This window comes from Prochlorococcus sp. MIT 1307, assembly GCF_034092395.1.
Classification (GTDB): domain Bacteria; phylum Cyanobacteriota; class Cyanobacteriia; order PCC-6307; family Cyanobiaceae; genus AG-363-K07.
Map to the genome: position 1 here is coordinate 1,995,048 of NZ_CP139301.1, position 24,127 is coordinate 2,019,174.

25 protein-coding genes are annotated in these 24,127 nt (G+C 42.6%); 15 read left to right on the forward strand and 10 right to left on the reverse strand.

The genetic code is table 11. The features are described 5' to 3' along the window. Positions 1-29 precede the first annotated feature (29 nt). Both ilvB and SOI82_RS10315 read left to right on the forward strand, forming a co-directional pair. Complete coding sequence (gene ilvB, locus SOI82_RS10310) at positions 30-1,883, forward strand: biosynthetic-type acetolactate synthase large subunit (RefSeq protein WP_320667317.1); 1,854 nt, start codon at positions 30-32, stop codon at positions 1,881-1,883. Continuing rightward, positions 1,883-2,230: a nuclease gene (locus SOI82_RS10315; protein ID WP_320667318.1), complete on the forward strand. Its 348-nt coding sequence runs from the start codon at positions 1,883-1,885 to the stop codon at positions 2,228-2,230. The genes ilvB and SOI82_RS10315 overlap by 1 nt, the downstream gene beginning before the upstream one ends. A 113-nt stretch (positions 2,231-2,343) precedes the next feature. Here the strand turns inward: SOI82_RS10315 and pgeF are convergent, their stop codons facing one another. The 3 genes from pgeF to SOI82_RS10330 are packed head-to-tail and all read right to left on the reverse strand — an operon-like array spanning position 2,344 to position 5,382. Then, positions 2,344-3,138, reverse strand: a complete 795-nt coding sequence (pgeF, locus tag SOI82_RS10320) for a peptidoglycan editing factor PgeF (protein WP_320667319.1) — start codon at positions 3,136-3,138, stop codon at positions 2,344-2,346. A 35-nt stretch (positions 3,139-3,173) separates the two neighbouring features. Beyond that, entirely contained in the window at positions 3,174-4,070 is an 897-nt protein-coding gene (locus tag SOI82_RS10325) for a Tab2/Atab2 family RNA-binding protein (RefSeq protein WP_320667320.1), read from the reverse strand. Position 4,071: 1 nt separating this feature from the next. Continuing rightward, positions 4,072-5,382: a S1 RNA-binding domain-containing protein gene (locus SOI82_RS10330; RefSeq protein ID WP_320667321.1), complete on the reverse strand. Its 1,311-nt coding sequence runs from the start codon at positions 5,380-5,382 to the stop codon at positions 4,072-4,074. A gap of 68 nt (positions 5,383-5,450) precedes the next feature. On the opposite strand from SOI82_RS10330, the gene SOI82_RS10335 reads away from it, so the two are divergent. The 6 genes from SOI82_RS10335 to folE all read left to right on the forward strand — a co-directional run bounded on the left by SOI82_RS10335 (position 5,451) and on the right by folE (position 10,826). Further along, positions 5,451-6,275: a creatininase family protein gene (locus tag SOI82_RS10335; protein ID WP_320667322.1), complete on the forward strand. Its 825-nt coding sequence runs from the start codon at positions 5,451-5,453 to the stop codon at positions 6,273-6,275. A gap of 86 nt (positions 6,276-6,361) precedes the next feature. Continuing rightward, a complete protein-coding gene (locus SOI82_RS10340; RefSeq protein ID WP_320668425.1) occupies positions 6,362-7,090 on the forward strand; it encodes an aldehyde oxygenase (deformylating) in 729 nt (242 codons plus the stop codon). A 151-nt stretch (positions 7,091-7,241) separates the two neighbouring features. Further along, positions 7,242-8,282, forward strand: a complete 1,041-nt coding sequence (locus SOI82_RS10345) for a long-chain acyl-[acyl-carrier-protein] reductase (RefSeq protein WP_320667323.1) — start codon at positions 7,242-7,244, stop codon at positions 8,280-8,282. Positions 8,283-8,319: 37 nt separating this feature from the next. Beyond that, positions 8,320-9,309, forward strand: coding sequence for an acetyl-CoA carboxylase carboxyltransferase subunit alpha (locus SOI82_RS10350; RefSeq protein ID WP_320667324.1), 990 nt, complete (start codon positions 8,320-8,322; stop codon positions 9,307-9,309). 29 nt (positions 9,310-9,338) lie between these two features. Beyond that, positions 9,339-10,049: an SDR family oxidoreductase gene (locus SOI82_RS10355; protein ID WP_320667325.1), complete on the forward strand. Its 711-nt coding sequence runs from the start codon at positions 9,339-9,341 to the stop codon at positions 10,047-10,049. A 9-nt stretch (positions 10,050-10,058) separates the two neighbouring features. Next, positions 10,059-10,826, forward strand: a complete 768-nt coding sequence (folE, locus tag SOI82_RS10360; protein ID WP_320667326.1) for a GTP cyclohydrolase I — start codon at positions 10,059-10,061, stop codon at positions 10,824-10,826. Between the two features lie 93 nt (positions 10,827-10,919). Here folE and SOI82_RS10365 read toward each other — a convergent pair whose 3' ends face one another. Further along, complete coding sequence (locus tag SOI82_RS10365) at positions 10,920-11,600, reverse strand: phosphoribosylanthranilate isomerase (protein ID WP_320667327.1); 681 nt, start codon at positions 11,598-11,600, stop codon at positions 10,920-10,922. A 66-nt stretch (positions 11,601-11,666) separates the two neighbouring features. Here SOI82_RS10365 and SOI82_RS10370 point away from each other — a divergent pair, with 66 nt between their 5' ends. After that, positions 11,667-12,908 (forward strand): site-2 protease family protein, encoded by a 1,242-nt coding sequence (locus tag SOI82_RS10370; RefSeq protein ID WP_320668426.1) that lies wholly within the window; start codon positions 11,667-11,669, stop codon positions 12,906-12,908. Here SOI82_RS10370 and SOI82_RS10375 read toward each other — a convergent pair. Beyond that, positions 12,833-13,654, reverse strand: a complete 822-nt coding sequence (locus SOI82_RS10375; protein WP_320667328.1) for a lipoate--protein ligase family protein — start codon at positions 13,652-13,654, stop codon at positions 12,833-12,835. The two genes, SOI82_RS10370 and SOI82_RS10375, sit on opposite strands and share 76 nt — an antisense overlap. A 421-nt stretch (positions 13,655-14,075) precedes the next feature. On the opposite strand from SOI82_RS10375, the gene psaM reads away from it, so the two are divergent. From psaM to SOI82_RS10390, 3 genes are all read left to right on the forward strand, one after another. Further along, positions 14,076-14,180: a photosystem I reaction center subunit XII gene (gene psaM / locus SOI82_RS10380; protein ID WP_320667329.1), complete on the forward strand. Its 105-nt coding sequence runs from the start codon at positions 14,076-14,078 to the stop codon at positions 14,178-14,180. A 70-nt stretch (positions 14,181-14,250) separates the two neighbouring features. Beyond that, positions 14,251-14,667 (forward strand): hypothetical protein, encoded by a 417-nt coding sequence (locus tag SOI82_RS10385; protein WP_320667330.1) that lies wholly within the window; start codon positions 14,251-14,253, stop codon positions 14,665-14,667. 76 nt (positions 14,668-14,743) lie between these two features. Then, positions 14,744-15,757, forward strand: coding sequence for a protochlorophyllide reductase (locus tag SOI82_RS10390; protein ID WP_320667331.1), 1,014 nt, complete (start codon positions 14,744-14,746; stop codon positions 15,755-15,757). Between the two features lie 39 nt (positions 15,758-15,796). Here SOI82_RS10390 and bchL read toward each other — a convergent pair whose 3' ends face one another. From bchL to SOI82_RS10410, 4 genes are all read right to left on the reverse strand, one after another. Continuing rightward, entirely contained in the window at positions 15,797-16,684 is an 888-nt protein-coding gene (bchL, locus tag SOI82_RS10395) for a ferredoxin:protochlorophyllide reductase (ATP-dependent) iron-sulfur ATP-binding protein (RefSeq protein ID WP_320667332.1), read from the reverse strand. A 196-nt stretch (positions 16,685-16,880) separates the two neighbouring features. Beyond that, positions 16,881-18,464: a ferredoxin:protochlorophyllide reductase (ATP-dependent) subunit B gene (locus tag SOI82_RS10400; RefSeq protein WP_320667333.1), complete on the reverse strand. Its 1,584-nt coding sequence runs from the start codon at positions 18,462-18,464 to the stop codon at positions 16,881-16,883. Positions 18,465-18,467: 3 nt separating this feature from the next. Next, positions 18,468-19,724 carry a ferredoxin:protochlorophyllide reductase (ATP-dependent) subunit N gene (locus SOI82_RS10405; RefSeq protein ID WP_320667334.1) on the reverse strand — a complete coding sequence of 419 codons (1,257 nt, stop codon included), beginning with the start codon at positions 19,722-19,724 and terminating at the stop codon, positions 18,468-18,470. 363 nt (positions 19,725-20,087) lie between these two features. Further along, complete coding sequence (locus SOI82_RS10410) at positions 20,088-20,459, reverse strand: hypothetical protein (protein WP_320667335.1); 372 nt, start codon at positions 20,457-20,459, stop codon at positions 20,088-20,090. A gap of 100 nt (positions 20,460-20,559) precedes the next feature. Here SOI82_RS10410 and SOI82_RS10415 point away from each other — a divergent pair, with 100 nt between their 5' ends. Further along, positions 20,560-21,330 (forward strand): BMC domain-containing protein, encoded by a 771-nt coding sequence (locus tag SOI82_RS10415; protein WP_320667336.1) that lies wholly within the window; start codon positions 20,560-20,562, stop codon positions 21,328-21,330. Between the two features lie 6 nt (positions 21,331-21,336). Here the strand turns inward: SOI82_RS10415 and rdgB are convergent, their stop codons facing one another. Then, complete coding sequence (gene rdgB / locus SOI82_RS10420; RefSeq protein ID WP_320668427.1) at positions 21,337-21,921, reverse strand: RdgB/HAM1 family non-canonical purine NTP pyrophosphatase; 585 nt, start codon at positions 21,919-21,921, stop codon at positions 21,337-21,339. Between the two features lie 354 nt (positions 21,922-22,275). Here rdgB and SOI82_RS10425 point away from each other — a divergent pair, with 354 nt between their 5' ends. After that, positions 22,276-22,587: a BMC domain-containing protein gene (locus tag SOI82_RS10425; RefSeq protein WP_320667337.1), complete on the forward strand. Its 312-nt coding sequence runs from the start codon at positions 22,276-22,278 to the stop codon at positions 22,585-22,587. Positions 22,588-22,658: 71 nt separating this feature from the next. Beyond that, positions 22,659-24,071, forward strand: coding sequence for a form I ribulose bisphosphate carboxylase large subunit (locus tag SOI82_RS10430; RefSeq protein WP_036901157.1), 1,413 nt, complete (start codon positions 22,659-22,661; stop codon positions 24,069-24,071). Positions 24,072-24,127: the final 56 nt, after the last annotated feature.

A 24,127-nucleotide genomic window follows, 5' to 3' on the forward strand; every position in this document is an offset into this window, starting at 1 on the left:
CTTGAATATCATCGTTCATTGCCGCTGCTGTGACCCTGACTTCTTCACCTAAATCTGTAGGTGAAATAGAAAATCAGGAGCATCATCGTATTTCAGGGGCAGATGCCCTTATGGATGCTCTCCGCCGACATGGTGTGGATACGATATTTGGCTATCCAGGAGGGGCTATTCTTCCTATATATGATGCTGTTCATAAGGCTGAATCTGAAGGTTGGTTAAAACACATCCTTGTTCGTCATGAACAGGGTGGAACTCATGCTGCCGATGGTTATGCAAGGGCTACAGGAAAGGTCGGTGTTTGTTTTGGGACTTCAGGCCCAGGTGCAACAAATCTAGTAACAGGAATTGCAACGGCCCAGATGGATTCAATTCCTATGGTTGTTGTTACTGGTCAAGTACCCCGCCCTGCAATTGGTACTGATGCATTTCAAGAAATTGATATTTTTGGAGTTACGTTGCCAATTGTCAAACATTCTTGGGTTGTGAGGGACCCATCAGATTTAGCTTCAGTTGTTTCGCAGGCCTTCTTAATTGCATCTTCTGGCCGTCCAGGGCCTGTGCTTATAGATATACCTAAAGATGTAGGCCAAGAGTTTTTTGATTATGTTCCTGTACAGCCAGGAAGTGTTATTCCTCCTGGTTTCCGGCTACCCAATAATCCAGACCCATTAGTTTTATCTGCGGCTTTAGATCTGATCGAGAATGCTCAACGCCCTCTTCTCTATGTAGGTGGGGGAGTTATCTCAGCTGGGGCCCATGAAAGCTTGGCTGTATTAGTAAAGCGCCACCAAATTCCTGTTACATCAACTTTAATGGGGAAGGGAGCTTTTGATGAATGTGATCCATTATCTGTCGGCATGCTTGGTATGCACGGAACGGCATATGCAAATTTTGCTGTTACTGAGTGCGATTTGTTGATTGCTGTTGGAGCTCGCTTTGATGACAGAGTCACTGGCAAATTAGATACTTTTGCACCTCGCGCAAAAGTTGTTCATTTTGAAATTGACCCTGCAGAAGTAGGAAAAAATCGAAGGCCAGATGTTGTTGTTTTGGGTGATGTTGACGAGGCTCTTTCAAAGTTGTTGGAGCTTAGTGAAAAAAAAGAAGTTATACCCAAAACTTCCTCTTGGTTGGCTCGAATTGAGCAGTGGAAGAAGCTTTATCCATTAACTCTTCCGCCTAAAGAGGGAGAAATTTTCCCTCAAGAGGTTTTGTTGGCGATTCGAGATTTAGTACCAGAGGCCTACATCACTACAGATGTGGGGCAGCATCAAATGTGGGCAGCTCAGTATCTGAGAAATGCACCAAGAAGGTGGGCTAGTAGTTCAGGTCTTGGAACAATGGGGTATGGAATGCCTGCTGCACTGGGCATACAAGTTGCACTCCCTCAAGAAAAAGTTGTTTGCATTGCAGGCGATGCAAGTATTTTGATGAATATTCAAGAATTAGGAACTATTGCTCAATACCAACTCCCTATAAAGGTCGTCATTGTTAATAACCAGTGGCAAGGAATGGTTCGTCAGTGGCAAGAAAGTTTTTATGAAGAGCGTTATTCATCAACAGACATGCTTCCAGGTATGCCTGATTTCATTGCTTTGGCAGCCTCTTTTGGTATTGGAGGAGTTTTAATTACCGAACGAAATGATTTGAAGACTGGATTGCAGAATGCGCTGAATGATACTCGTCCCATGATTATTGATGTGCATGTGCGAAGAGGTGAAAATTGTTATCCGATGGTCCCACCAGGGAAAAGTAATGCAGAAATGGTTGGATTACCTGCTCATCCAGAACTTGCAATGGGGGCTACTCGAACTTGTAGTGCTTGTGGCAATAGTACTGTGCATGAATATAGATATTGCCCGGAGTGTGGAACTTCCCTTTAATGAAAATAAAGAATTTATTTTGTATATTTTTATTCTTTATCTTTTTCTGTTCCCCCTTAAATCTTTATGCAGCAGAAGTGCTTCAGGTCAGAAGCTCATCGTTATTACAAATAGGCGATAGAAACAGAAGTTATACTGTTAAGTTGGCTTGTGTAGAAGTAGAAAAGACTGATGAAATTGCCGCAATTAATTACTTACGATCAAAGCTAAGAAAGAATGAAAAAGTTAACTTGATGCCAAAAGGTACAAATAATGGTATTTTGTTGGCCAAGATTATTCCTTTGCGAAGCAAGATTGACTTAGCTCAAAGCCTTTATCAAGCTGGATTGGCTGGTTTAAAATGTTAATGATAGGTACTAGATGTTGTTTTTAGTTCGTTAAATCGCCTCGCAAATAAACTTGATCAATCGAAATTATTGTTGAGAAGTATGATATGAATGATCAAATTATGCTTTTGGAATCAGTTGGCGATAAAACTCCATTGAATTAATTTGCGCTGATCTCTTCGCCATGAATTAAAAAGATTTTGGTCAGAGAATGTGCAAAACGGGCTTATGGAAAGGTTCTCAGGTTTTACACCAGCTCTATATAGCTGATTAGCCGCAGATAGGCGAATATCTAGAAAAAACTTTCTTGGAGTAGAGTCAAAACCAATTAGGCCTAAATAGAACATATTAAGTATTTTTTCTTCAGCTTCAATGGGCTTGTTGAATGATTCTTGGTATATACTTTGGCATATAAGTTCAACTACATCATATCCAACTTGGTAGTTAGTCTTGCTAATGGCAGGGCCTAACGCAATGATTAAATTGTGTCTATTAGCTCCGAAATACTCCAGCTTTTCTATTGTCTTTAAAAGGATACCCTTGGATATCCCTCTCCACCCTGCGTGGCTTGCAGCAACAAGACCATTTTTAGGGTCCGCATACAGAACAGGTATGCAATCTGAAGTATATATCCATATGCTTTGTTTTTTTTGATCACTAACTATCCCATCTCCTGATGGCCAGGGTATTTGGCATGCTTTTGATGCTTCTATAACATTGCAGCCATGGATTTGTTTGTTTATATGAATGCTGTGATCTAAATTTAGATGCTTTGTTAACTCTTTAGGCGATTGATTCCCCCACTCTTTAGTGAAGAAACCATGCTGAATACCATTTTCCCTAAGTGAATTAGCTTGTAGGTAACTTCCTTTTTTGGATTTGATCCAGTGCCAGTCTTTACTTGAATCAGAACTATGTTTATTAGACAACAATTTGTTTTTAGTTAATGATGTTGAATAAATATTTAGTAGCCAGCTATATCTTTCAGCATCCAGAAACCTTTGAAAACTTTTTCTTCTGGAGTGCTTTGTACTGATATGAATTGAATTCCACCTGCCTTCTCTCTAGATCTGATAAGAACTTCTTTTGCTTCTTTAGATGCTTCATTTGTCATATCTGTTACTAACCAGCGATCATCTTGCCCTGCTTCGAGTAAGAGTTGATTTCCTTCTATAACTAATTTGACAGGTTCAAGTCCACCCAGCCATCCGGCTAAGGCAAGAGCACGAGTTTTGCTGAATAAACGTAATCCAGGGATAGGAATTGAAAGATCATAGCTTTCTTTTATTGGCAGAAGCCCACTGAATTCAATTGGCCATTCGTTTGCCTCATGAAGGCTTCCAAGAGGCAGCCAAGCGAAGCTCCAAGCATCCCCTCTTACGGCTTCAGGGAGTGGTTCTGGTTCATTCAGTATCGGAGAAGGAGGTGGTGCTATAGGGCCTGTGATATAGCCCTCTTGCTTTGGATAAAAATCTTTTTCACGCTCAGCAAGCCAATCAAGAAGAGAAAAGGTACGTCTACTTGCGATGACTTCTATTCCTACTTTGGTCGCAGCTTTTGTGATCATAGTTTTCATAGATGCTCGCCAGCAGCGCAGTCTTAGGGGGATTCCCCAGCCTTCTTTTTTTGCATCTTCAATAGCTTCTTCAAGCGCTTCTGAAAGCCAAATTGAATTGACTTCCCCAGCTGGACATCTTTTTTCCCATCGAAATGGTTTTGCCATTGTCAGATTTTCTGAGCTCGTTATGAGTAGTTCCCAGCGTTTTTTGCCGTCTGTTTCAATTATTGGTCGAGAGTAAAAGTCCAGCTCCCAATCAGATGTTTGGAGTAGAGGTAATTCTTTTGGGGAAGCTGTAGACATTTTAAGTCGTTTTCTCCTGATCTTGTTTCTGTTTTTCAGCATTCTCTTTTAGAGCGATCCGCGCTTTATTTGCTCTTTCAACCGCTTCTTCCATTACTTTGTCTTTTTCGGTAATTATTTCGCCCGGCGGCCCTTCTAAGAGTGCTGTGCTGAGGCTAATTCTGCCCCTGGCGGGATCAAGTTCGGTAATCATGGCTTTTACGGCGTCTCCTTGTCTAAAGACTTCTCTCAATGATCTGAAGCTGCCATTCGTAACCATTGAATGATGCAATAGGCCGCTTATTCCACCAAGGTCGACAAAATATCCATACGGTTTAATTGTTGCAATTTGTCCTTCTACAAGTTGCCAGATTTCAAGTTCAGAGAAACGAGCTGTAATTGCAGCTCGTTTCTCTGAAAGAACAAGTTTCCTTGTTTCTGGATTCACCTCTAAGAAAGCAACACCAAGTGTTTTTCCTACAAGTGACTCATGATTTTCTCCGTTTTCTAATTGAGAGCGTGGAATAAAACCACGTAGACCTTCTAAATCGCAGGTAACTCCTCCTCTGTTAAAACCATTTATTAATACCTTTACAACTTTCCCCTCAGCTTCAAGTTGGCGAACCTTTTCCCAACTTTTTCTAAGGGCTAGTGCTCTGCAGCTAATAGTGACCATTCCATCTGCATTTTGTTCACGGGTTACTAGTACTTCTACTTCTAAACCTTTAGGAAAACGTTCTTTGAGACTAGTTATCACACCAAGGCCACACTCTTTTTTAGGCATGAAGCCAGGTGCTTTCCCTCCAATATCAACGTATACACCGTCACTTTCAACCCCAATTACAGCTCCTTTTGCTATTTCTCCTGTATTGCCAATGGGCTCATTTTCATCTAATGCAGCTAAAAAAGCATCTTCATCAAAGTCAAAATCATCAACACTTCGGGTTTCTGGATTTCTTTTTAGATCATTTAATGGTGAATCTTTTGACGTTTGATTATTTCTAAAACCTCTCGCTTGATCAGGGGGACTAAGAAAATCGGCCATGCTGACCCCTTCGAGATCATCAAGGTCCAGATTTCGACTGATTGGTTTTGTATTAGATGGGGTGGCCTCTTTAGCAGAATAATTTGGTCCAGTCCCTAGAGAAACTTTGGTTGTCTCAGCACTGGTCTGTGAAGTTGCATTTGATTTATCGTCCGAGATTTTGTTAAGGCGTTCCTGCTCGTCTTTTCGACTGATGTGAATGACCTGCAAAGGTTTGCGAGGAGCTTCCGCTTCTTGCCTGACAGGTTTCTTGGGTTTATTAGGCTCTTGTACGCCTGATCCGGCCATGGGCCCCTTGAGGTCGTCGGGGGCTCATTCTGACAGGCGAAGTTAATTTGTTTAAAGTCGAGCTCGCGATGTCTAAGACTTCTCAACCTCGACGTTTCGATTATCTCAGTTGGCCAAAGGCTGAAGAGGCGGTAAAGAGGGATGGATCTACTTTGGTTTGGCCCTTTGGTGCTTGTGAGCAGCATGGGCCTCACTTGCCTTTGGCTACTGACAATTTATTTGCTGAAAAAATTTTAACGAAAGTTTTAGATCGATTGCCTAAGGATTTCCCTATTTGGATGTTGCCTTCTCAACCCTTAGGTTTCTCTCCAGAACACTCTGCTTTCCCTGGAACCTTTTCACTTTCAGCGCAGCTTTTGTTGAATTTGGTTATGGAGGTTGGTCAGCAGGCTTCATCGTTGGGATTTCGAAGATTGTTGTTTTTCAATGCTCATGGAGGTCAAATTGGCTTGTTACAAGCTGCAGCTAGGCAGTTAAAGGTTAATTGTCCTTCTATGGCAGTACTGCCATGTTTCCTTTGGAGTGGGGTGGAGCCTTTAAAAGAATTACTCCCTCGCCAGGAGCGTGAAGCTGGATTGCATGCAGGACTTGGAGAGACAAGTTTGATGCTTTCCTTGGCTCCTGAACTCGTTGGTCCTGAACGTCCTATGGATGGAGAACATTTGTCTTCAGAGGCTGTGGCGACTCCTCCAAGCGGTTGGAGTTTGGAGGGGGCTGCACCTTGGGCCTGGCTCACAGAGGACTTAAGCGAGTCTGGTGTTATTGGAGATAGCAGGGCATCCACCTCATCTTTAGGGGAAGAATTGGAAAAAGCTCTTGTTGAACATTGGTTAAGTCTTTTAATCAGTCTTATGGAGAGCAAATGGCCTCCAGTTGAGCAATTAAAAGGTTGAGTTCAGTTTAAGGAGTAACACAAAGGAGCTGATTATCATGAATGGGGAGTAATATCTCGCCCATTGCTCAAATTATTGATAGATCTATGGCGACCGTCGAATTATCTGAGGTTGCATTGCTGGATCGTCCGGACTTCTCTTCTGGAGAATTGCCTGACTTCACAACCGATGCCTATAAAGATGCCTACAGTCGTATCAATGCAATTGTCATAGAAGGCGAGAAGGAAGCTCATGGCAATTACATGGCGATTGGAACGTTAATACCAGAACAGGCTGAAGAGCTTGAAAAACTAGGTCGAATGGAGCTAAAGCACATGAAAGGTTTTACCGCGTGCGGTAAAAACCTAGGTGTTCAGGCTGACATGCCTTTTGCAAAGGAGTTCTTTTCCCCTCTGCATGACAACTTTCAAAAAGCTTTAGAGAAGGGAAACCTAACTACTTGTATTCTCATACAAGCAATACTTATTGAAGCCTTTGCGATATCTGCTTACCACGTTTACATTCGAGTAGCAGACCCCTTCGCAAAGAAGATTACAGAGGGTGTTGTTCAAGATGAATATCTTCATTTGAACTATGGCCAGGAATGGCTCAAAGCAAATTTGCAGAACTGTAAGGAAGAATTAATTAATGCTAATAAAATCAACCTTCCAATTATTCGTTCAATGTTGGATCAAGTTGCAGAAGATGCTTCTGTACTTCATATGGATAAGGAAGAGTTGATGGAGGAATTCATGATTGCTTACCAGGATTCACTCATGGAGATTGGTTTGGATAATCGGGAGATTGCAAGAATGGCTCTTTCTGCAGTTGTATAACTAGAAAAACCAGTTAAGGATTTATTCTTTGATAGGTTTCTAGAAAAGATTATTACTCACAACTCTTTTCTTAGGATCACGATGGGTTAGTCTCCTTTCTTCCCTCCTAGGGACAAGAGTTCTAATCCGGTTATTCCTATTTACTTTGTCAATGTTTGGATTGATCGGACACTCGACAAGTTTTAAGGACGCCAGATTAAAGGCGATGGAGTTGGGTTATGACCATATTGCCGAAGGTGATTTAGATGTTTGGTGTAGTGCTCCCCCTCAATTGGTAGAGCATGTAAAAGTTGTAAGTCCTTCTGGAAATACAATTGAGGGGGCTTATATCGACTCCTGTTTTGTTCCTGAAATGCTTGGTCGGTTCAAAGCAGCACGAAGAAAAGTACTTAATGCAATGGAATTAGCCCAGAAGAAGGGAATAAATATCACTGCTCTTGGAGGTTTTACGTCAATTATTTTTGAGAATTTCAACCTTCTTCAGCATAAAAATATTAGAAATACCACTCTTGAGTGGGAACGCTTCACTACTGGCAACACCCATACTGCTTGGGTGATTTGTCGCCAGTTAGAAATTAATGCTCCTTCAATAGGAATTGATCTCAAAAAATCTAGAGTTGCAGTAGTAGGTGCAACTGGGGATATTGGCAGCGCGATTTGTCGTTGGCTTTCTAGGCGAACAGGAGTTGCTGAGCTTATTTTGGTAGCGAGACAGGAGAAACCTCTTCTAGAACTGCAAAATGAACTAGGAGGTGGAAGAATACTTGGTCTTAAAGATGCTCTACCTGAGGCTGATGTAGTTGTTTGGGTAGCGAGTATGCCTAGAACACTTGAAATTGATTCATCGAAGTTACGTAACCCTTGCTTAATGATTGATGGAGGTTACCCAAAGAATCTCGATGGAAAAGTCTCAGGAGAAGGTGTGCATGTTTTAAAGGGAGGAATTGTTGAATTCTTTAATGACATCGGTTGGAACATGATGGCGCTTGCAGAAATGGAAAAACCTCAAAGGCAGATGTTTGCCTGTTTTGCAGAGGCCATGCTTCTTGAATTTGAAAATTGCCACACCAATTTCAGTTGGGGACGTAACAACATCACACTTGAAAAGATGGATTTTATTGGGGAGGCTTCTGTTAGAAATGGATTCAAAACCCTTAACCTCAATAATCCCTATCAGGCAGCCGCTGCCTGATAGGGATATTTGCTTTTAGTTACTCGATCTTTTCATTATGGCTCGTCGTTATCTACTTGAATTCGAGAAGCCACTTGTAGAGCTCGAGAAGCAGATTGAACAGATTCGAGAACTTGCTAGAGATTCTGAAGTAGATGTTAGTCAGCAACTTCTTCAACTAGAGACTCTTGCGGCAAGAAGAAGAGAAGAGATTTTTCAAGCTCTTACCCCTGCACAAAAGATCCAAGTGGCTCGACACCCTCAACGCCCTAGCACTTTGGATTTTATTCAAATGTTTTGCGATGACTGGGTTGAATTACATGGAGATCGAAATGGTAGTGATGATAAGGCCCTTGTGGGGGGGATTGGTCGAATTGGTGAAAGATCCGTGCTTTTATTGGGTCAACAGAAGGGCAGAGATACCAAAGAAAATGTGGCCAGGAATTTTGGGATGGCCACTCCAGGTGGTTATCGCAAGGCCCTTCGATTAATGGAGCATGCAGATCGATTTCATTTACCGATAATTTCTTTTATTGATACCCCTGGTGCTTATGCAGGAGTCCTCGCCGAAGAGCAAGGTCAAGGAGAAGCTATTGCTGTAAACCTGCGTGAGATGTTTCGCTTACGTGTTCCTATAGTTGCAACAGTTATTGGAGAAGGTGGTTCTGGCGGGGCTTTAGGTATTGGAGTGGCAGATAGACTCTTGATGTTTGAACATAGTGTTTATACAGTTGCTAGTCCTGAAGCGTGTGCTTCTATTCTTTGGAGAGATGCAGCAAAAGCACCTGAGGCTGCTTCTGCACTCAAAATAACAGCACCTGACTTGTTGACTCTTGGAGTTGTTGATGAAGTTTTAAAAGAGCCTGCTGGAGGGAATAATTGGGCACCTCTACAGGCAGGTGAGGTTCTTAAACAAGCTTTAGAAAAGCATCTCGATGAACTTCTGAAGTTGTCAACGAAGCAGTTGCGTGAAGCTCGTTATCGCAAATTTAGATCTATGGGTCGGTTTTTAGAACAAACCACTACAGAGAAAGATTTGACCACTTAAAATCTTTTGCAGTCTTTATAAGTTATTAATTGTCCACAGTCCTTATCACAGGTGCTTCCAGAGGTATCGGAAAAGCTGCCGCCAAATTGTTTGCAAAAGCAGGTTGGGACCTTTTGTTAGTTGCTCGTAGTAATAATGATCTTCAGCTATTAACTGAAGAACTTACTAAGACTACTGTCAGCACTATTCGCTACAAATCAATTGATCTTTCAGATCCTGCAGCAATAGCATTAGGTGTAGATGAATTGGTTGGGAATGGAGTATCTCCAGCTGTATTAATTAATAATGCTGGAGTAGCTTGGACTGGTGAACTTTTGTCGATGTCGTTGGAGAGATGGCAATGGGTTTTTCAGATGAACGTGACTAGTGTCTTTCAAGTATGTTCAGCAGTTGTTCCTTTGATGAGGTCTAGTGGTGGATTAATTATTAATGTTAGTAGCCATGCAGCTAGGAATGCTTTCCCTCAATGGGGTGCTTACTGCATTACTAAGGCGGCTCTAGCTAGCTTTACAAAATGCCTGGCTGAGGAGGAGCGTATGAATGGAATACGCGCGTGTACGCTAACCATTGGTTCGGTTAATTCAACTCTTTGGGATACTGATACCGTCCAAAGTGATTTTGACCGTAATTCAATGCTTACCGTTGAAAATGCAGCATCTGCACTTCTTTATATGGCGGAGCAACCATCTTCACAGGTAATCGAAGACCTAACACTTATGCCAGCTACTGGTGCTTTTTAACCAGCATTTATGACTTCTATTATTCCTTCATCAACTGATGATGTAACAAAAGAAACTAATGTTATCCAGGAGATTGGGGGTACTCCTAATGGTGAATTGGTTTCTGAGAGGATTCGTTCACGATTAGTTGAGAAAGGAATCTCTTACTTCGCTAATGATAACGTTTCTGAATGCATTGAACCAGGCGAGCTTAAAGAGCTTGAAAATGAAGTAGCAGTTCGCTTTAGAGACCTTCTAAAGAGCTTGGTGATTGATATAGATAATGACCATAATACAGAAGAAACAGCAAGCAGAGTTGCACGAATGTATATATCTGAGGTTTTTAAAGGAAGATATCATAAGCAACCCAAGGTTACGAGCTTTCCCAATGTCAAGAAATTAGATGAGATCTATACAGTTGGACCTATAACTGTTCGTTCAGCCTGTTCGCATCACTTTGTGCCAATTATGGGGCACTGTTGGATTGGAATAAAACCAGGTACTCGTGTAATTGGCTTATCTAAATTTGCGAGAGTCGCCGATTGGGTCTTTTCAAGGCCTCACATTCAAGAAGAGGCGGTAATGATTTTAGCCGATGAGATAGAGCGTCTTTGTGAACCTCAAGGTTTGGGTATTATCATTAAAGCTGATCATTACTGTATGAAACTTCGAGGTGTAAAAGAGTCACATTGCAGCATGGTTAATTCAGTTGTAAGAGGTGATTTCCGTCATGACTCTAGTTTGAAGCAGGAGTTTTTTGAGCTTGTAAGACAACAAGAGACAGCTCTTTCAAGGTAAAAATCTTAACCAGAGAAGGAAATTACTTGAAGTAGACTTTTCAATTAGTCTAAGTTGAATATTGTGTCGATAGATTCTTTGCGAGATTATCTTTTATCTTTCTACTTGCCTGATCGTTTTTATTAGAGCATTAACTAATTCAAGATTTTTAATCCCTGGAGAAGTCTCTAGGCGACTTGATGCATCTATTCCGAAAGGCTTTACTTGATGACTAAAGATTTTTGGTATCCATTCGGCACAGATGCCACCAGCAAGCCACCATGGGAGTCCAAATTTGACGTCTTGTAGCCATTCAATGGGAAGCCTGCTTCCTGTACCGCCCAGCTCATTGGCACTCCATGCGTCTAGAAGAAGTGCATCTGCAGACCCTTCAAATTTATGTACCTGTGAAATATCTATTGGTGTTTGGATACGAATAGCTTTCCACCATTCAATGTTGGGAAATCTCTGGCGAAACTTCTCACAGCGCTCAGGAGATTCTTTTCCATGCAATTGGACAACAGAAGGTACTCCCAATCCCTTCAGAGCAAGTTCAATCTGAGCATCTTGCATATCAGCTATGACCCAGACACGTTTCAAATTTTGAGATGACTTCTTAAGTTGTTCAAATAGGTTCCTTCTTTTTTCTTCGGAAACAAAACGAGGAGACCCTTTTACACCTATAACTCCGATTGCATCCACCCCAAGTGCTGCAATAGCTTTGGCTTGATTTAGTTGAGTGATTCCACAAATTTTGATTGCGGTGGATGTTTGAGACCCCATTTTGAAGGTCATTAGAGAGTGTCTTTTCTAGGATTAGTTAACCATTGGTCTGGCGCCAAGCCATATGGAGGTAGAAATTTGGAAGGCTGGGAGTTATTGAGGATTAGAGGAATCCCTCTGAGGGTTCATCCGAGTTGGTTTGTTATCTTGATTCTTTTTGCTTGGACTGCACAAGGACAGATTTCAACTGCAATAGAAGGACCTTTGCCATTTTGGTTTAGTTGGGGGCTGGGATTGATAACGTCCCTGCTTCTGTTTGTATCTGTTCTGCTTCATGAACTGGGCCATTCATTTGTGGCATTACATGAAGGGGTAAAGGTTAGAAGCATTACTCTTTTTTTGCTGGGTGGAGTTGCTCGTGTTGAAAGAGAATGCTCAACTGCGATGGGCTCTTTGCGTGTTGCCATAGCGGGCCCGCTAGTAAGTTTTTTTCTCGCAATAGTTTTTTTTCTATCAGTCAAATCTGCTAATGATTTTAGTCCAATTCTTGCCAATCTTTTTGGACAACTTGGCTCTTTAAATCTGGTTTTGGCACTTTTTAATTTATTGCCAGGACTGCCTTTGGACGGCGGCGTGATTTTAAAAGCTCTTGTATGGCAATTAACAGGAAGTCAGCGTAAGGGGCTGCAAGTTGCTACTGCAACTGGTAATGGCCTTTCTTTGTTGGCAATTTTCATAGGAACTTTGCTTTGTTTTCAAGGCGGAGGATTTGGAGGACTTTGGCTAGTAATCCTTGGTTGGTTTGGCTTTGCAACATCAAGATCACAGAATCAGATGCTTACTTTGCAGAAAGCTTTAACCGATCTAAATGTTGGTTCTGCAAGTGGGCGGAGATTTCGTGTTATGGAAGAAGATAATTCGTTAAGCAAGTTGAGTCAGTTGCGCTTATCATCACCTGATGAGAACTCTCTGCCTGAATGGGTTTTGGTATGTCGCCTGGGTCGGTGGGTTGGCTACGTTAATGATGAGGCTCTAAAGGATTTGCCTGTGCAGTATTGGGAGCAACATTCTTTGGCTGATTACACGAAACCTTTAAATGATCTACCTGCTGTAGGAGACAAAGACCCGCTTTGGCGGGCAGTTATCGCGTTGGAAAAATCAGTTGAGGGAAGACTTCTTGTCTTTAACCCTGCGGGCCTACCATCAGGAACCTTGGACAGAGTAGACGTTGGGGCAGCAGTACTTAAATATTTGGGATTAAAGGTCCCTAAGAACTTCTTGGAGGTTGCTCGCACTCAAAATAATTACCCACTTGGATTAGCTCTTCCTGAAGCTGTAGAAGCAATGCTTTCGGCAGGATTAATTGATAGATCGGGTTGATTAATATTAAGGGCATATTTCATTGAGTTAATTGTAATTTTTTCATATTCTTTTTTTGTAAGTTTTTTATCTTGCCAGCTAACTTCTGGCCAACAAGATCTACAAGCTTTATACAGTGTTTCTACTAAGCTTATCTTTGGAATAGAAATAGAAGCAGGTTTTGGTGCTTTAGTCTTGAATATTTCCATCCAAAGCTTCGCTGGTGGATCGAGAAGTATTTCTCCGTGTTGAAGAAGACTTCCCTTCTGCCAAACTTGCGCACTACCTATACGTTTATTACCAAGAGGGTCAATAAGGTCAGCGAGAGTTGAGGTGGAAAAACAATTTTTTTCTGAAGGATTAGCTGATTGATTTCCAAATATTAGAGGAAGGCCTAGGTCTGCAAACCCTTTAATTAACCATTGACTAGCTAGATAATAAGCTTCACGTTTTCTTCTGGGTGGTGATCGCCAAATAAGTGCATATGTAAGACCTCCAGAATGCAATACTGCATTGCCTCCTGATGGGCGCCTTATTATTTTGATTTCCTTTCGTTTGGCAAGATCTATCCAATTACTTGGTAGTTTCTTTTGGTTTTTTCCGACAGACAAGCATAACCCTTTCCATTGGTAAAAACGAAGTGCTATTGAAATATCTGAATTCAATTTGACTTTTTCCAAAAGCATCATGTCTGTAGCCATTTGATTCGGTCCCGACATATGCATTATTGGGAAGTAGTGACCTTTCTTGGAGATGCTTTGGTTCAAGTTTGAACTCAGGCTGTAGTGAATTAAAGAATTGTTAGACCTTTTTAATTGCTTTTCTTTACTAAACTATATTAGTCCTTTTTAGCGGGATATTATTAATAAGGCTTAATCCATAGATTTACACCTGTTTTAAAACCACATGCTCTTCCCTCCTGTTGAATATTATTAAGACCTTTAGGGTGGCTTTATATAAAATTTGAGCTTGTAAAAGCGAGCTCCATGAGTGTTATTGGATTTATATCTAAGGAAGTTTTTTGTTGAGTTTATTTGGTTAATCAAGGTTTGCACTGCTTGACCTAATGCTCCTAATTTCAAGGCATTTTTATTTAGGCCTTTCTTCGGGTGTGACAGCCTTTTGCAAATGGTGGCCATTTAGCCCCATTTGAGTTGAGAATAAACAAACACTTGTAGTTGACCACACATGGAGCTCACTCCTACTCTTGATCTTGCAGGCCTCTGCTTAGTAATTGTGATTCATTCTGGAGTGCTTGCTCTTCGTCTTGGAATTAGCCTTGCCAAGGCCTGATAAGACTTCATAGGGCTTGGCAGGAGAGGTTCTTTGCGATAAAAGCGGGTAATGCTCGTAACGAATTCCCTTGGCCACTCTCCTGGCAAAGTCCAGGTCTAACAACCAGAGTCGTCAGCGTGCGTCTCGAAAAAGAAACATAAAGCCTGTCTTTTCAAAAAAAGAGAGGATTGATGCTGCGACTTTGGCATCGAATATTCAGTTGCAGGAACAACATAGAGATTTGGTATATAGCTTTATCGCCTTAATAATGAAATTAGGTCTTCTGTTTATAGGTACTACAAGTCTAATCAAATTAGGTATTGCTTCTCATCAGAGGATGGGGAGATATACAGAGCTCAATTCTGTTCTGAATGTTGAATCCGTTAAGCTTGTTGAGCATCAGAATCGTTTTGATCGTTTTTTTACTATTGGAGGTGATCAGCGAATAATGGATGAGAATCATCAATGGATAGCACCAGATCGAATTAGAGTTATCTGGCGCTGAATTCCATGTCTAATTGAGACGATAACTTGGTTTTGACCAATACTTGACTTAAAAATCACTGGACTAATGCTTAGCAATGGCTTCTTCCCAAGCTGCCCCAGGTACAGTACTTATCACAGGAACCACTTCTGGAGTGGGCTTGTATGCAACTAAAGCTCTAGTTGATAGAGGCTGGAGAGTTATCACTGCAAATAGAAGTCCTCTTCGAGCGGAGGCAGCAGCTGTAAAGCTTGGTCTCCCTTCGGGTAGATCTCGTCAGTTAAAGCATTTGTTGATGGATTTAGGTGATTTGGAGAGCGTAAAAGAAGGGGTGAAGAATCTTCTTAAATATCTTGATGAGCCTTTGGATGCGTTGGTATGCAATGCAGCTGTTTATTTGCCAAGACTTTCTAAACCTCAGAGATCAGCTCAGGGTTATGAGATATCTATGGCTACGAATCATTTTGGGCATTTTTTATTAATTCAACTTCTTTTAGAGAATCTGAGTAATTCTCGCCGTCCAGTTTGGGTTGGCAGATCTTGGGGGATTGAGCCTCCTCGGATGGTGATGTTAGGCACGGTGACTGCTAATTATAAGGAATTAGGAGGAAAGATACCTATTCCAGCACCTGCTGACCTGGGGGATCTGTCAGGCCTTGAGCAAGGCTTTAGAGATCCTATTTCTATGGCTAATGGAAAGCGATTCAAACCTGGGAAGGCCTATAAGGACAGCAAACTTTGCAATATGATTACTACGCAGGAATTAGACCGAAGGTTTAAAGACTCGCCGATTTTGTTTAGTTCTCTATATCCAGGCTGTGTTGCAAATACAAAGCTGTTTAGGAACACTCCTAAGCTTTTTCAGTGGCTGTTCCCTTGGTTCCAGAAATTGATTACAGGAGGTTTTGTTAGCCAGGAACTAGCTGGTGAAAGAGTCGCTCAGGTGGTTTCTGACCCTGAGTTTGGTCTTTCTGGTGTTCATTGGAGTTGGGGGAACCGTCAGAGAAAGAATAGACAACAGTTCTCTCAGGAGCTTTCTGAGAGAGTGACTGATCCAAAAACCTCGCGCCGAGTTTGGGAACTGACAATGGAAATAGTTGGATTGAAGTAAGAGTAAGAGATTTTTGTTTTCGTGTACGCTTTCACTAGCTTAGTCAAATCCAAGTAGATCAAATATTTCCCTATCTTTTAAAGGATCAGCTTCTAATGGTTCAACTGAATTCGATAGTTTCTTTGCTAATGAAAGATATTCGTTTTGAACAGCTAAAACATCCTCAGTAGGTTCCATTTCGAAGATTGTGCATTTTTTTAGTCGGGACCGTCGAATAGCGTCTACATCTCGAAAATGAGCCATGGTTTTCAATCCAGTACGCTCATTGAACTTGTCTATTTGATCAGTATCCGCGGAACGGTTTGCGACAACCCCCCCTAGCCGTACTTTGTAGTTCTTTGCCTTGGCTTGAATTGCAGCAACTATTCGATTCATGGCAAAGATTGAGTCAAAATCGTTCGCTGTGACAATTAAGCAATAATTTGCATGTTGTAGGGGGGCCGCAAAACCGCCACACACTACATCTCCGAGGACATCAAAGATCACAACATCAGTGTCTTCTAAAAGATGATGTTCTTTGAGAAGTTTTACGGTCTGTCCTGTTACGTACCCCCCACAGCCTGTGCCTGCGGGAGGGCCACCACTTTCTACGCACATGACTCCATTGAAACCTTGGAACATGAAGTCCTCGGGTCTCAGTTCTTCACTATGGAAGTCAACTTCCTCAAGGATATCAATAACAGTTGGCACCATCTTGTGAGTAAGGGTGAAAGTACTGTCATGTTTAGGGTCACAACCGATTTGAAGTACCTTCTTCCCAAGCTTTGAGAATGCTGCAGAGAGGTTGGATGAAGTTGTTGATTTCCCAATGCCGCCTTTCCCATAGACGGCAATTACTAGTGCCCCTTCCTGTATCTTTGCCGAGGGATCTTGTTGGACCTGTACACTGCCTTCCCCGTCGGCATGACGAGCCAAAGTTGTTGTCATTAAGCTTCCTTTATCAATGGCCACTAATTCCATTTAAGAGAGAAAAAAGTATTGGCGCTGTTTGTTTGTGAAATTCGAAACATGTAGCTACTTTTTGATCCATTTTTCGAGCAAAAGGACAAAAAATAGCAGGAGAGGGTAGGAATTAATACTTAGTCAAGTGTTCTGCCTCCTGTATTTTGTTGGTATGAAATTTTTATGCTTTGAAGTGTGCTTTTGCGTCATATAGAGTTTCGCTATCAATTTTTCTGCACCCTATTTGGCGAGCATACTTTTCAGTTTTATTTCTAATTTTTCCTCTAACAAAGAAGGGGATCTTTGAAAGCTCTTCTTTCCCTTCTGTAGTCCAAATAGGACTTTCTTCTGATATCAAAGCTTCCGTTGTGTCTAGTGAAGAGTCTTTTTCTTTGTTCTCAGTGTGCCCTCCTAAGTGCCCTAGATGGCTCTGATGTCCATCAACAAATTCAAAATCATGGCGGAACATTCCAATCAAATGCTCTTCTAGCCCCATCATTAATGGATGAACCCAGCTGTCGAAAATCACGTTTGCACCTTCCCAACCCATTTGTGGGCTATAGCGGGCAGGCACATCCTGTACATGCATTGGGGTGCTAATTACAGCACAAGGAATTCCTAATCGTTTGGCACTATGCCTCTCCATTTGAGTGCCAAGAACAAGCTCCGGCGAAACACTTGCCATCGCTTCTTCTACTTTTAGATAATCATTGCTAATTAGCGCTTCTATCCCCAGATCTTTGGCCGCAGCACGAACTGAACGTGCCATTTCTCGGCTGTAGGTCCCGAGCCCTACGACTTCAAATCCAAGCTCTTCGTTGGCGATTCGTGCTGCTGCAAGAGCATGCGTACCATCACCGAAAATAAAGACTCTTTTCCCTGTGAGGTAGTTGGAATCTACTGATTGTGAGTACCAAGTGAGTCTTGATTGATTTTCCTGTTTGCCAGGGTTCGAAGGCGGCATCCCTAACAGCTCATGTAGTTCGAGTAAAAAGTCATTTGTTGCTCCCACACCAATAGGAACAGTTTTGCTGAAAGGCATGCCAAAATTACGTTCAAGCCAGAGACAGATTGGCTCTGCGATTTCTGGATAAAGGCAGACATTTATATCGGCTTTTGGCAGTCTTATGAGATCGGCTGGGGAAGAACCTAGAGGTGCGATGACATTGATATCGATGCCATTCTCACCAAGGAGCTTTTGGATTTCAAGAACATCGTCACGACAGCGAAATCCAAGAAGGGAGGGGCCTAAGAGATTTACCTTTGGTCGCCGCCCTTCCTTTTTCCATGCTTGGGCATCATGATTTTTATTCTCTGGCGTTTGCTTGCTAAGGAGTCCTCTGACAAGTTGATAAAAAGTCTCAGAGGCACCCCAATTTTCTTTTTTGCTATAAGCAGGAAGCTCAAGACTGATTATGGGAAGGTCGAACCCCATTCCTGCTGCAAGAGAACCTGGCTGGTCTTGAATGAGTTCGGCTGTGCAACTTTCGCCAACCAGAAGAGCTTCTGGTTCAAAGCGTTCAACAGCTTCGCGGATATGACCTTTGACTAGTTCCGCAGTATCCCCGCCGAGATCTCTGGCTTGAAAAGTGGTGTAGGTGACTGGAGGCCTTCGCCCCCGTCGTTCGATCATAGTGAAAAGTAGATCTGCGTAAGTGTCTCCTTGTGGAGCATGTAAAACGTAATGCACACCTTCCATCGAAGATGCAATTCTCATGGCTCCTATGTGAGGAGGACCTTCATATGTCCAGAGGGTAAGTTCCATTGATCAAGCGTGAGTAAGGATTTTTTGATTAAGGAGATTTCGTCGATGGAGAGGTCTGAAGAAAAGTTCTGCAAGGTCTGCAGCTTGATCAATTCCATGAATTGGGCTGAAGACAAGCTCGATAGACCACTTTGTGGAGATACCTTCTGCTTCTAAGGGATTTGCTAATCCCATTCCACAAACCACTAAATCTGGGGATTTTTGCCTCACTCTGTCTAGCTGCTTTTCGACATGCTGTCCTTCCATGACAACTGTATTTGGAGGTAGCAGCTCTAATTCAGGTTGCATTAGCTCCCTGTTGAGATAAGGGGTTCCTATTTCAACGAGTTCCATGCCGCATTCTCTATGAAGAAAACGTGCTAGAGGAATTTCTAATTGCGATTCAGGTAATAGAAAAAGGCGTTTACCTGAAAGTTTTGCTTTATATGTCTCTAGTGCCTTGCGGGAGCGAATGATCAATGGTTCCAATATTGATTGAACTAAGGATGCTTCAATTTTGAAAGCTTTTGCTGCTGCTTCCATCCATAGACGACTACCTTCTATACCTAAAGGGAATGGTGCCTGCAGTATTTCGGCCCCTCTGTCTCTAAGGACTCTTGCTGTTTCAGTAAGATACGGCTGAGTGAGAAGTACTTTTGTATTAGCCCCAACGGAGGGCAGATCTACTGATTCCCTCGGTGGAAGGCTTGCAACTTTTTCAATTCCTAGACGGTTGAAAAGTTTAATTAGTCTGTCTTCTACAGGGTTTGCAAGGGTGCCGACTAAAAGCAGTTGATTTTCTTGACTCTCAGGCATTAATGGAACAAGAGCTTTTAGGGCTCCATCTTCACCTTGGGTAAAGGTTGTTTCAATTCCACTGCCCGAATAGTTCAATACTCTTACTCGACCCTGAAAAAGAGAATTAAGTCTTTCAGCAACTCTGGCTAGATCAATTTTAATGACTTCACTAGGGCAAGAACCCACAAGAAAGAGGGTACGAATTTCGGGCCTTCTTTCTAACAACTCTTTTACGACTCGATCTAATTCATCGTGAGCGTCAGCAAGGCCAGCTAGATCTCTTTCTTCAAGAATGGCAGTGCCAAAACGTGGCTCCGCAAAAATCATTACTCCAGCTGCACTTTGAATTAGATGGGCACAAGTTCGTGACCCAACAACAAGGAAAAAGGCATCAGGCATTCGCCGATGGAGCCAAACAATTGATGTAAGCCCGCAGAAGACTTCGCGAGGGCCAGTTTCTTTAAGCAGCGTTGCGCCGCCCATGCTTTTCTCTCAAATCTTTATTAAAACTGCCCGGATTATTGGCAAATGGTCATTAGCAACGGAAACTCTTTGGAATTGGAAATTATTTGTTGCACTTTCGTAGTAATTCTAAGAGAGGTGTTTTGGCTCTTTTACTGGTCAGAATTTAAGGTTTGAACCTGTATTAAAACTTGGAATTACTTGTGTAAATTATGTTTGTTGAACTTGTAGATACTAGTTATAGTCAATCATTTCAGCTGTTGGACTTGAAGTGCCTAAGCAAGAAAAAATTATTACGCAATTAGGTCACACATTAATTATGGGTTAGATCTTTAGAATATTTGGATTGTATATGTGTCATGAAACCCTGATTAATACTGCCGACTAGTTCCGCCAATGAGAATTGTTTCTTTCAGCTTTATTTAGTTTCCAAACATTTCGACTGATCCGTCTTGCTATAAGGCCACCCCTCTCTGTTTTTGATGAGCCTGGCCGTGAGCCTAATAGTTGAGTTACTTCAGAAGTGCTTAAGGGAGCACCAGTTTCTATAGCCAGTGCTGTTAATTCAAGTCGTTGACGAAGCGAAACAAGATCAGCTTTTTCTCCAGTCCCTTCGGTTGACCAGTCCCACCCTGAGATGCCCTCACGGGACATTTTTTGCATTAGGCCTAGACCTATTAAACCCAAGGTCTGCTCTGCTTTTAGCTCAGCAGGCAAAGTGCTTGAATTGGATACATTTTCTTGAGGAGTAGACATTCTCTTAATTCGTAGATTTACTCGAAGTTATCGGCTCTTATTCAGCCCGCAAGTTCTTTTTTTTTTCTAGATCGTCATTTCGTCCAGTATTATCCGCGCCATGAACGGATTCGCCAGCTTGGAGAATCGTGAGCGGCGACTTGGAAGGAGCTCGCTCATTACTGGGACTGAGGTGCAGCCTCAGTCTTCTGGTGCAAGCTGCGTAATTACTACTGATTCAGAGACAGCGCGTGTTGCCCGGCAGGCAAGTCATGTACAACAAATTGAGTTAAGAACATATATTTTCCTTGACTCTCTTCAGCCTCAGTTAGCTGCCTATATGGGGACGGTGAGTCAGGGATTTTTACCTATTCCTGGAGATGCATGTCTTTGGATGGAGGTTTCTCCAGGGATGGCAGTTCATAGAGTTACTGATATTGCCCTTAAAGCAAGCAATGTTCGACTTGGCCAGATGGTGGTTGAGCGGGCTTTTGGATCATTAGCTCTTTATCATCGAGATCAAAGCACAGTCCTGCATTCCGGAGATGTGGTGCTGGATGCTATTGGTAGCAGTATTGATAGACGGAAGCCATGTGATGTGAGTTGGACTGAGGTAATTCGAGCAATTACCCCGGACCATGCAGTTCTTATTAATCGTCAGAATCGTCGGGGTTCAATGATTGAGTCTGGGATGAGTATGTTTATTCTTGAAACAGAGCCAGCTGGTTATGTGCTTATAGCGGCTAATGAAGCTGAGAAATCCTCAAATATTACTGTCGTAGATGTTAAGGGTGTAGGAGCTTTTGGCCGATTAACTCTTGCAGGAAAAGAGGGTGATGTAGAAGAGGCAGCAGCTGCCGCAATGCGAGCTATTGATCAGATAAACAATTAGATCAAGTTACGAAATTTCTAAGGCTTGGCGAAGGTAAGGCGCAATTTCACGTGCTGCCTTACCTCTACTTCCAAGCTTTGAAAGTTGCTCTTGTGTTAATTCTCCATAGGTACATTGAGCTTCTCTAACCCAAAAAAGTGATTCGAACTCTCCACCAGGATAGGCAGGTTCTTTAAGTAGTTCTCCCCAGCAAATCCCTTCGGCTGATTTGACCGGATTGCCTTCTGGGTCACATAAAATCATGACACTGTGGAATCGAGCACTTCGATAGGGGCTATTACCAAGTGCATCAAGGATTTTTTGTAGTTTTTTTTCATTAGTCTTTGCAAATCGAGCAGAGTAAATTCCTGGTTGGCCATTCAGCGCATCTACCTCCAATCCAGAGTCATCAGCAATTACCCAGCTGCTTGTGACTTTTGCTACTGCTTTAGCTTTGAGTAGGGCATTTTCAAGATAGGTAGACCCTGTTTCTTCTACTTCTAGATCCTTTGGTTGGCGTTGAATAGTTAGAGGTAAGGGTCCAAGCATTGCCTCGATTTCAGCAACTTTTTTATGGTTGCCACTAGCAATAGTTAATAGAGGCCTTGTCAAAATAAGTCGCTTTTCATAAACACCATTTTGCAAGGTCAGAGATCTTTCCAAATTATGTTTTTTAGATTTATTTGAGACAGGGAGGGTTGAACATTCCACCCCTAAGCAATAGCTAGGGACCTGTCTCGGTGGTAGAAAATACTTACCTTCCGCGCAGACTTCAACTCAATGTGCTGAAGCCCTCATCAAAATAACCACAGCTGTTTTTAACTGTCATGGACAGGGTGATAAGCAGAGCTTATAAAAGATAGAAAAGAAGGTAATCGGGTATTTAGTCAAATTTGCTTGACGTAAGCGTGGTCTTCAAAGCATTGTCCATAGCGAACATTCCATCCCTTTATTTTTAGGCAGGCTATGGCTAGCGAAACAATGGGCATCGCCCTCGGCATGATCGAGACACGAGGCCTCGTGCCAGCAATTGAAGCGGCTGATGCTATGACCAAGGCAGCTGAAGTGCGCCTTATTGGTCGTGAATTTGTCGGAGGTGGTTACGTAACTGTTTTGGTTCGTGGAGAAACTGGTGCTGTTAACGCAGCTGTTCGTGCAGGAGCTGACGCATGTGAGCGTGTTGGTGATGGTCTTGTTGCTGCACACATCATTGCTCGTCCTCATCGTGAAGTTGAGCCAGCTCTTGGTAACGGTGCCTTCCTTGGTCAAAAGGACTGAGACCTGACGACGATCTTTTGAGAAGGATCGCAACATCTCAATCTTCTAAACCGATTTAAAGGAGTTTTCTTATGAGCAAGAAGTATGACGCTGGGGTCAAGGAGTACAGAGATACCTACTGGACTCCGGACTATGTGCCCCTAGATACCGACCTTTTGGCCTGTTTTAAGTGCACTGGCCAGGAAGGAGTCCCCAGAGAGGAAGTTGCAGCAGCAGTTGCGGCCGAATCTTCTACAGGTACTTGGTCGACAGTTTGGTCAGAGTTATTAACTGATCTTGAGTTCTATAAGGGTCGTTGTTACCGCATAGAAGATGTCCCTGGTGACAAGGAATCCTTTTATGCATTCATCGCTTACCCTCTCGATCTTTTTGAGGAGGGCTCAATAACAAACGTTCTTACATCTTTAGTTGGTAACGTTTTTGGCTTTAAGGCTCTTCGCCATCTTCGCTTGGAAGATATTCGCTTCCCGATGGCCTTCATTAAGACATGTGGTGGGCCTCCAAACGGAATCGTTGTTGAACGAGACCGCCTGAATAAATATGGTCGTCCCCTCTTGGGTTGCACAATTAAGCCAAAGCTTGGCCTTTCGGGTAAGAACTATGGTCGAGTTGTTTATGAGTGTCTTAGAGGAGGCCTTGATTTAACCAAGGACGATGAGAACATAAACTCACAACCTTTCCAACGTTGGAGAGAGCGTTTTGAGTTTGTTGCTGAGGCTGTAAAGCTTGCTCAACAGGAGACTGGTGAAGTTAAAGGCCATTACTTAAATTGCACAGCCACAACACCAGAAGAGATGTATGAGCGTGCTGAGTTCGCGAAAGAACTTGACATGCCAATCATCATGCATGACTACATCACTGGTGGATTTACTGCCAATACTGGCTTGGCTAATTGGTGTAGAAAGAACGGAATGTTGTTGCACATTCACCGTGCAATGCATGCTGTGATTGACCGCCATCCAAAGCATGGTATTCACTTCCGTGTCCTTGCAAAGTGCCTACGTCTATCTGGTGGTGACCAACTTCATACCGGAACCGTAGTTGGCAAGCTAGAAGGTGATCGCCAAACCACTCTTGGTTATATTGACAACCTTCGTGAATCATTTGTTCCTGAGGATCGTACTCGCGGGAACTTCTTCGATCAAGATTGGGGTTCAATGCCCGGTGTGTTTGCTGTCGCCTCTGGCGGTATACACGTTTGGCACATGCCAGCATTGCTAGCAATTTTTGGCGATGATTCATGCCTACAGTTTGGTGGTGGTACTCATGGGCATCCATGGGGATCTGCTGCTGGTGCAGCTGCTAACCGTGTAGCGCTTGAAGCATGCGTTAAAGCGAGAAATGCAGGTCGAGAGATCGAAAAAGAGAGTCGCGACATCCTTATGGAAGCCGCAAAGCACAGTCCTGAGTTGGCTATTGCACTTGAGACCTGGAAGGAGATCAAGTTCGAGTTCGACACAGTTGACAAGCTTGACGTTCAGTAATAGCGAAATTTAGGAGGCTTCTTGCCTCCTCTCTTTCCTTTCCTAAATCTCAGTAG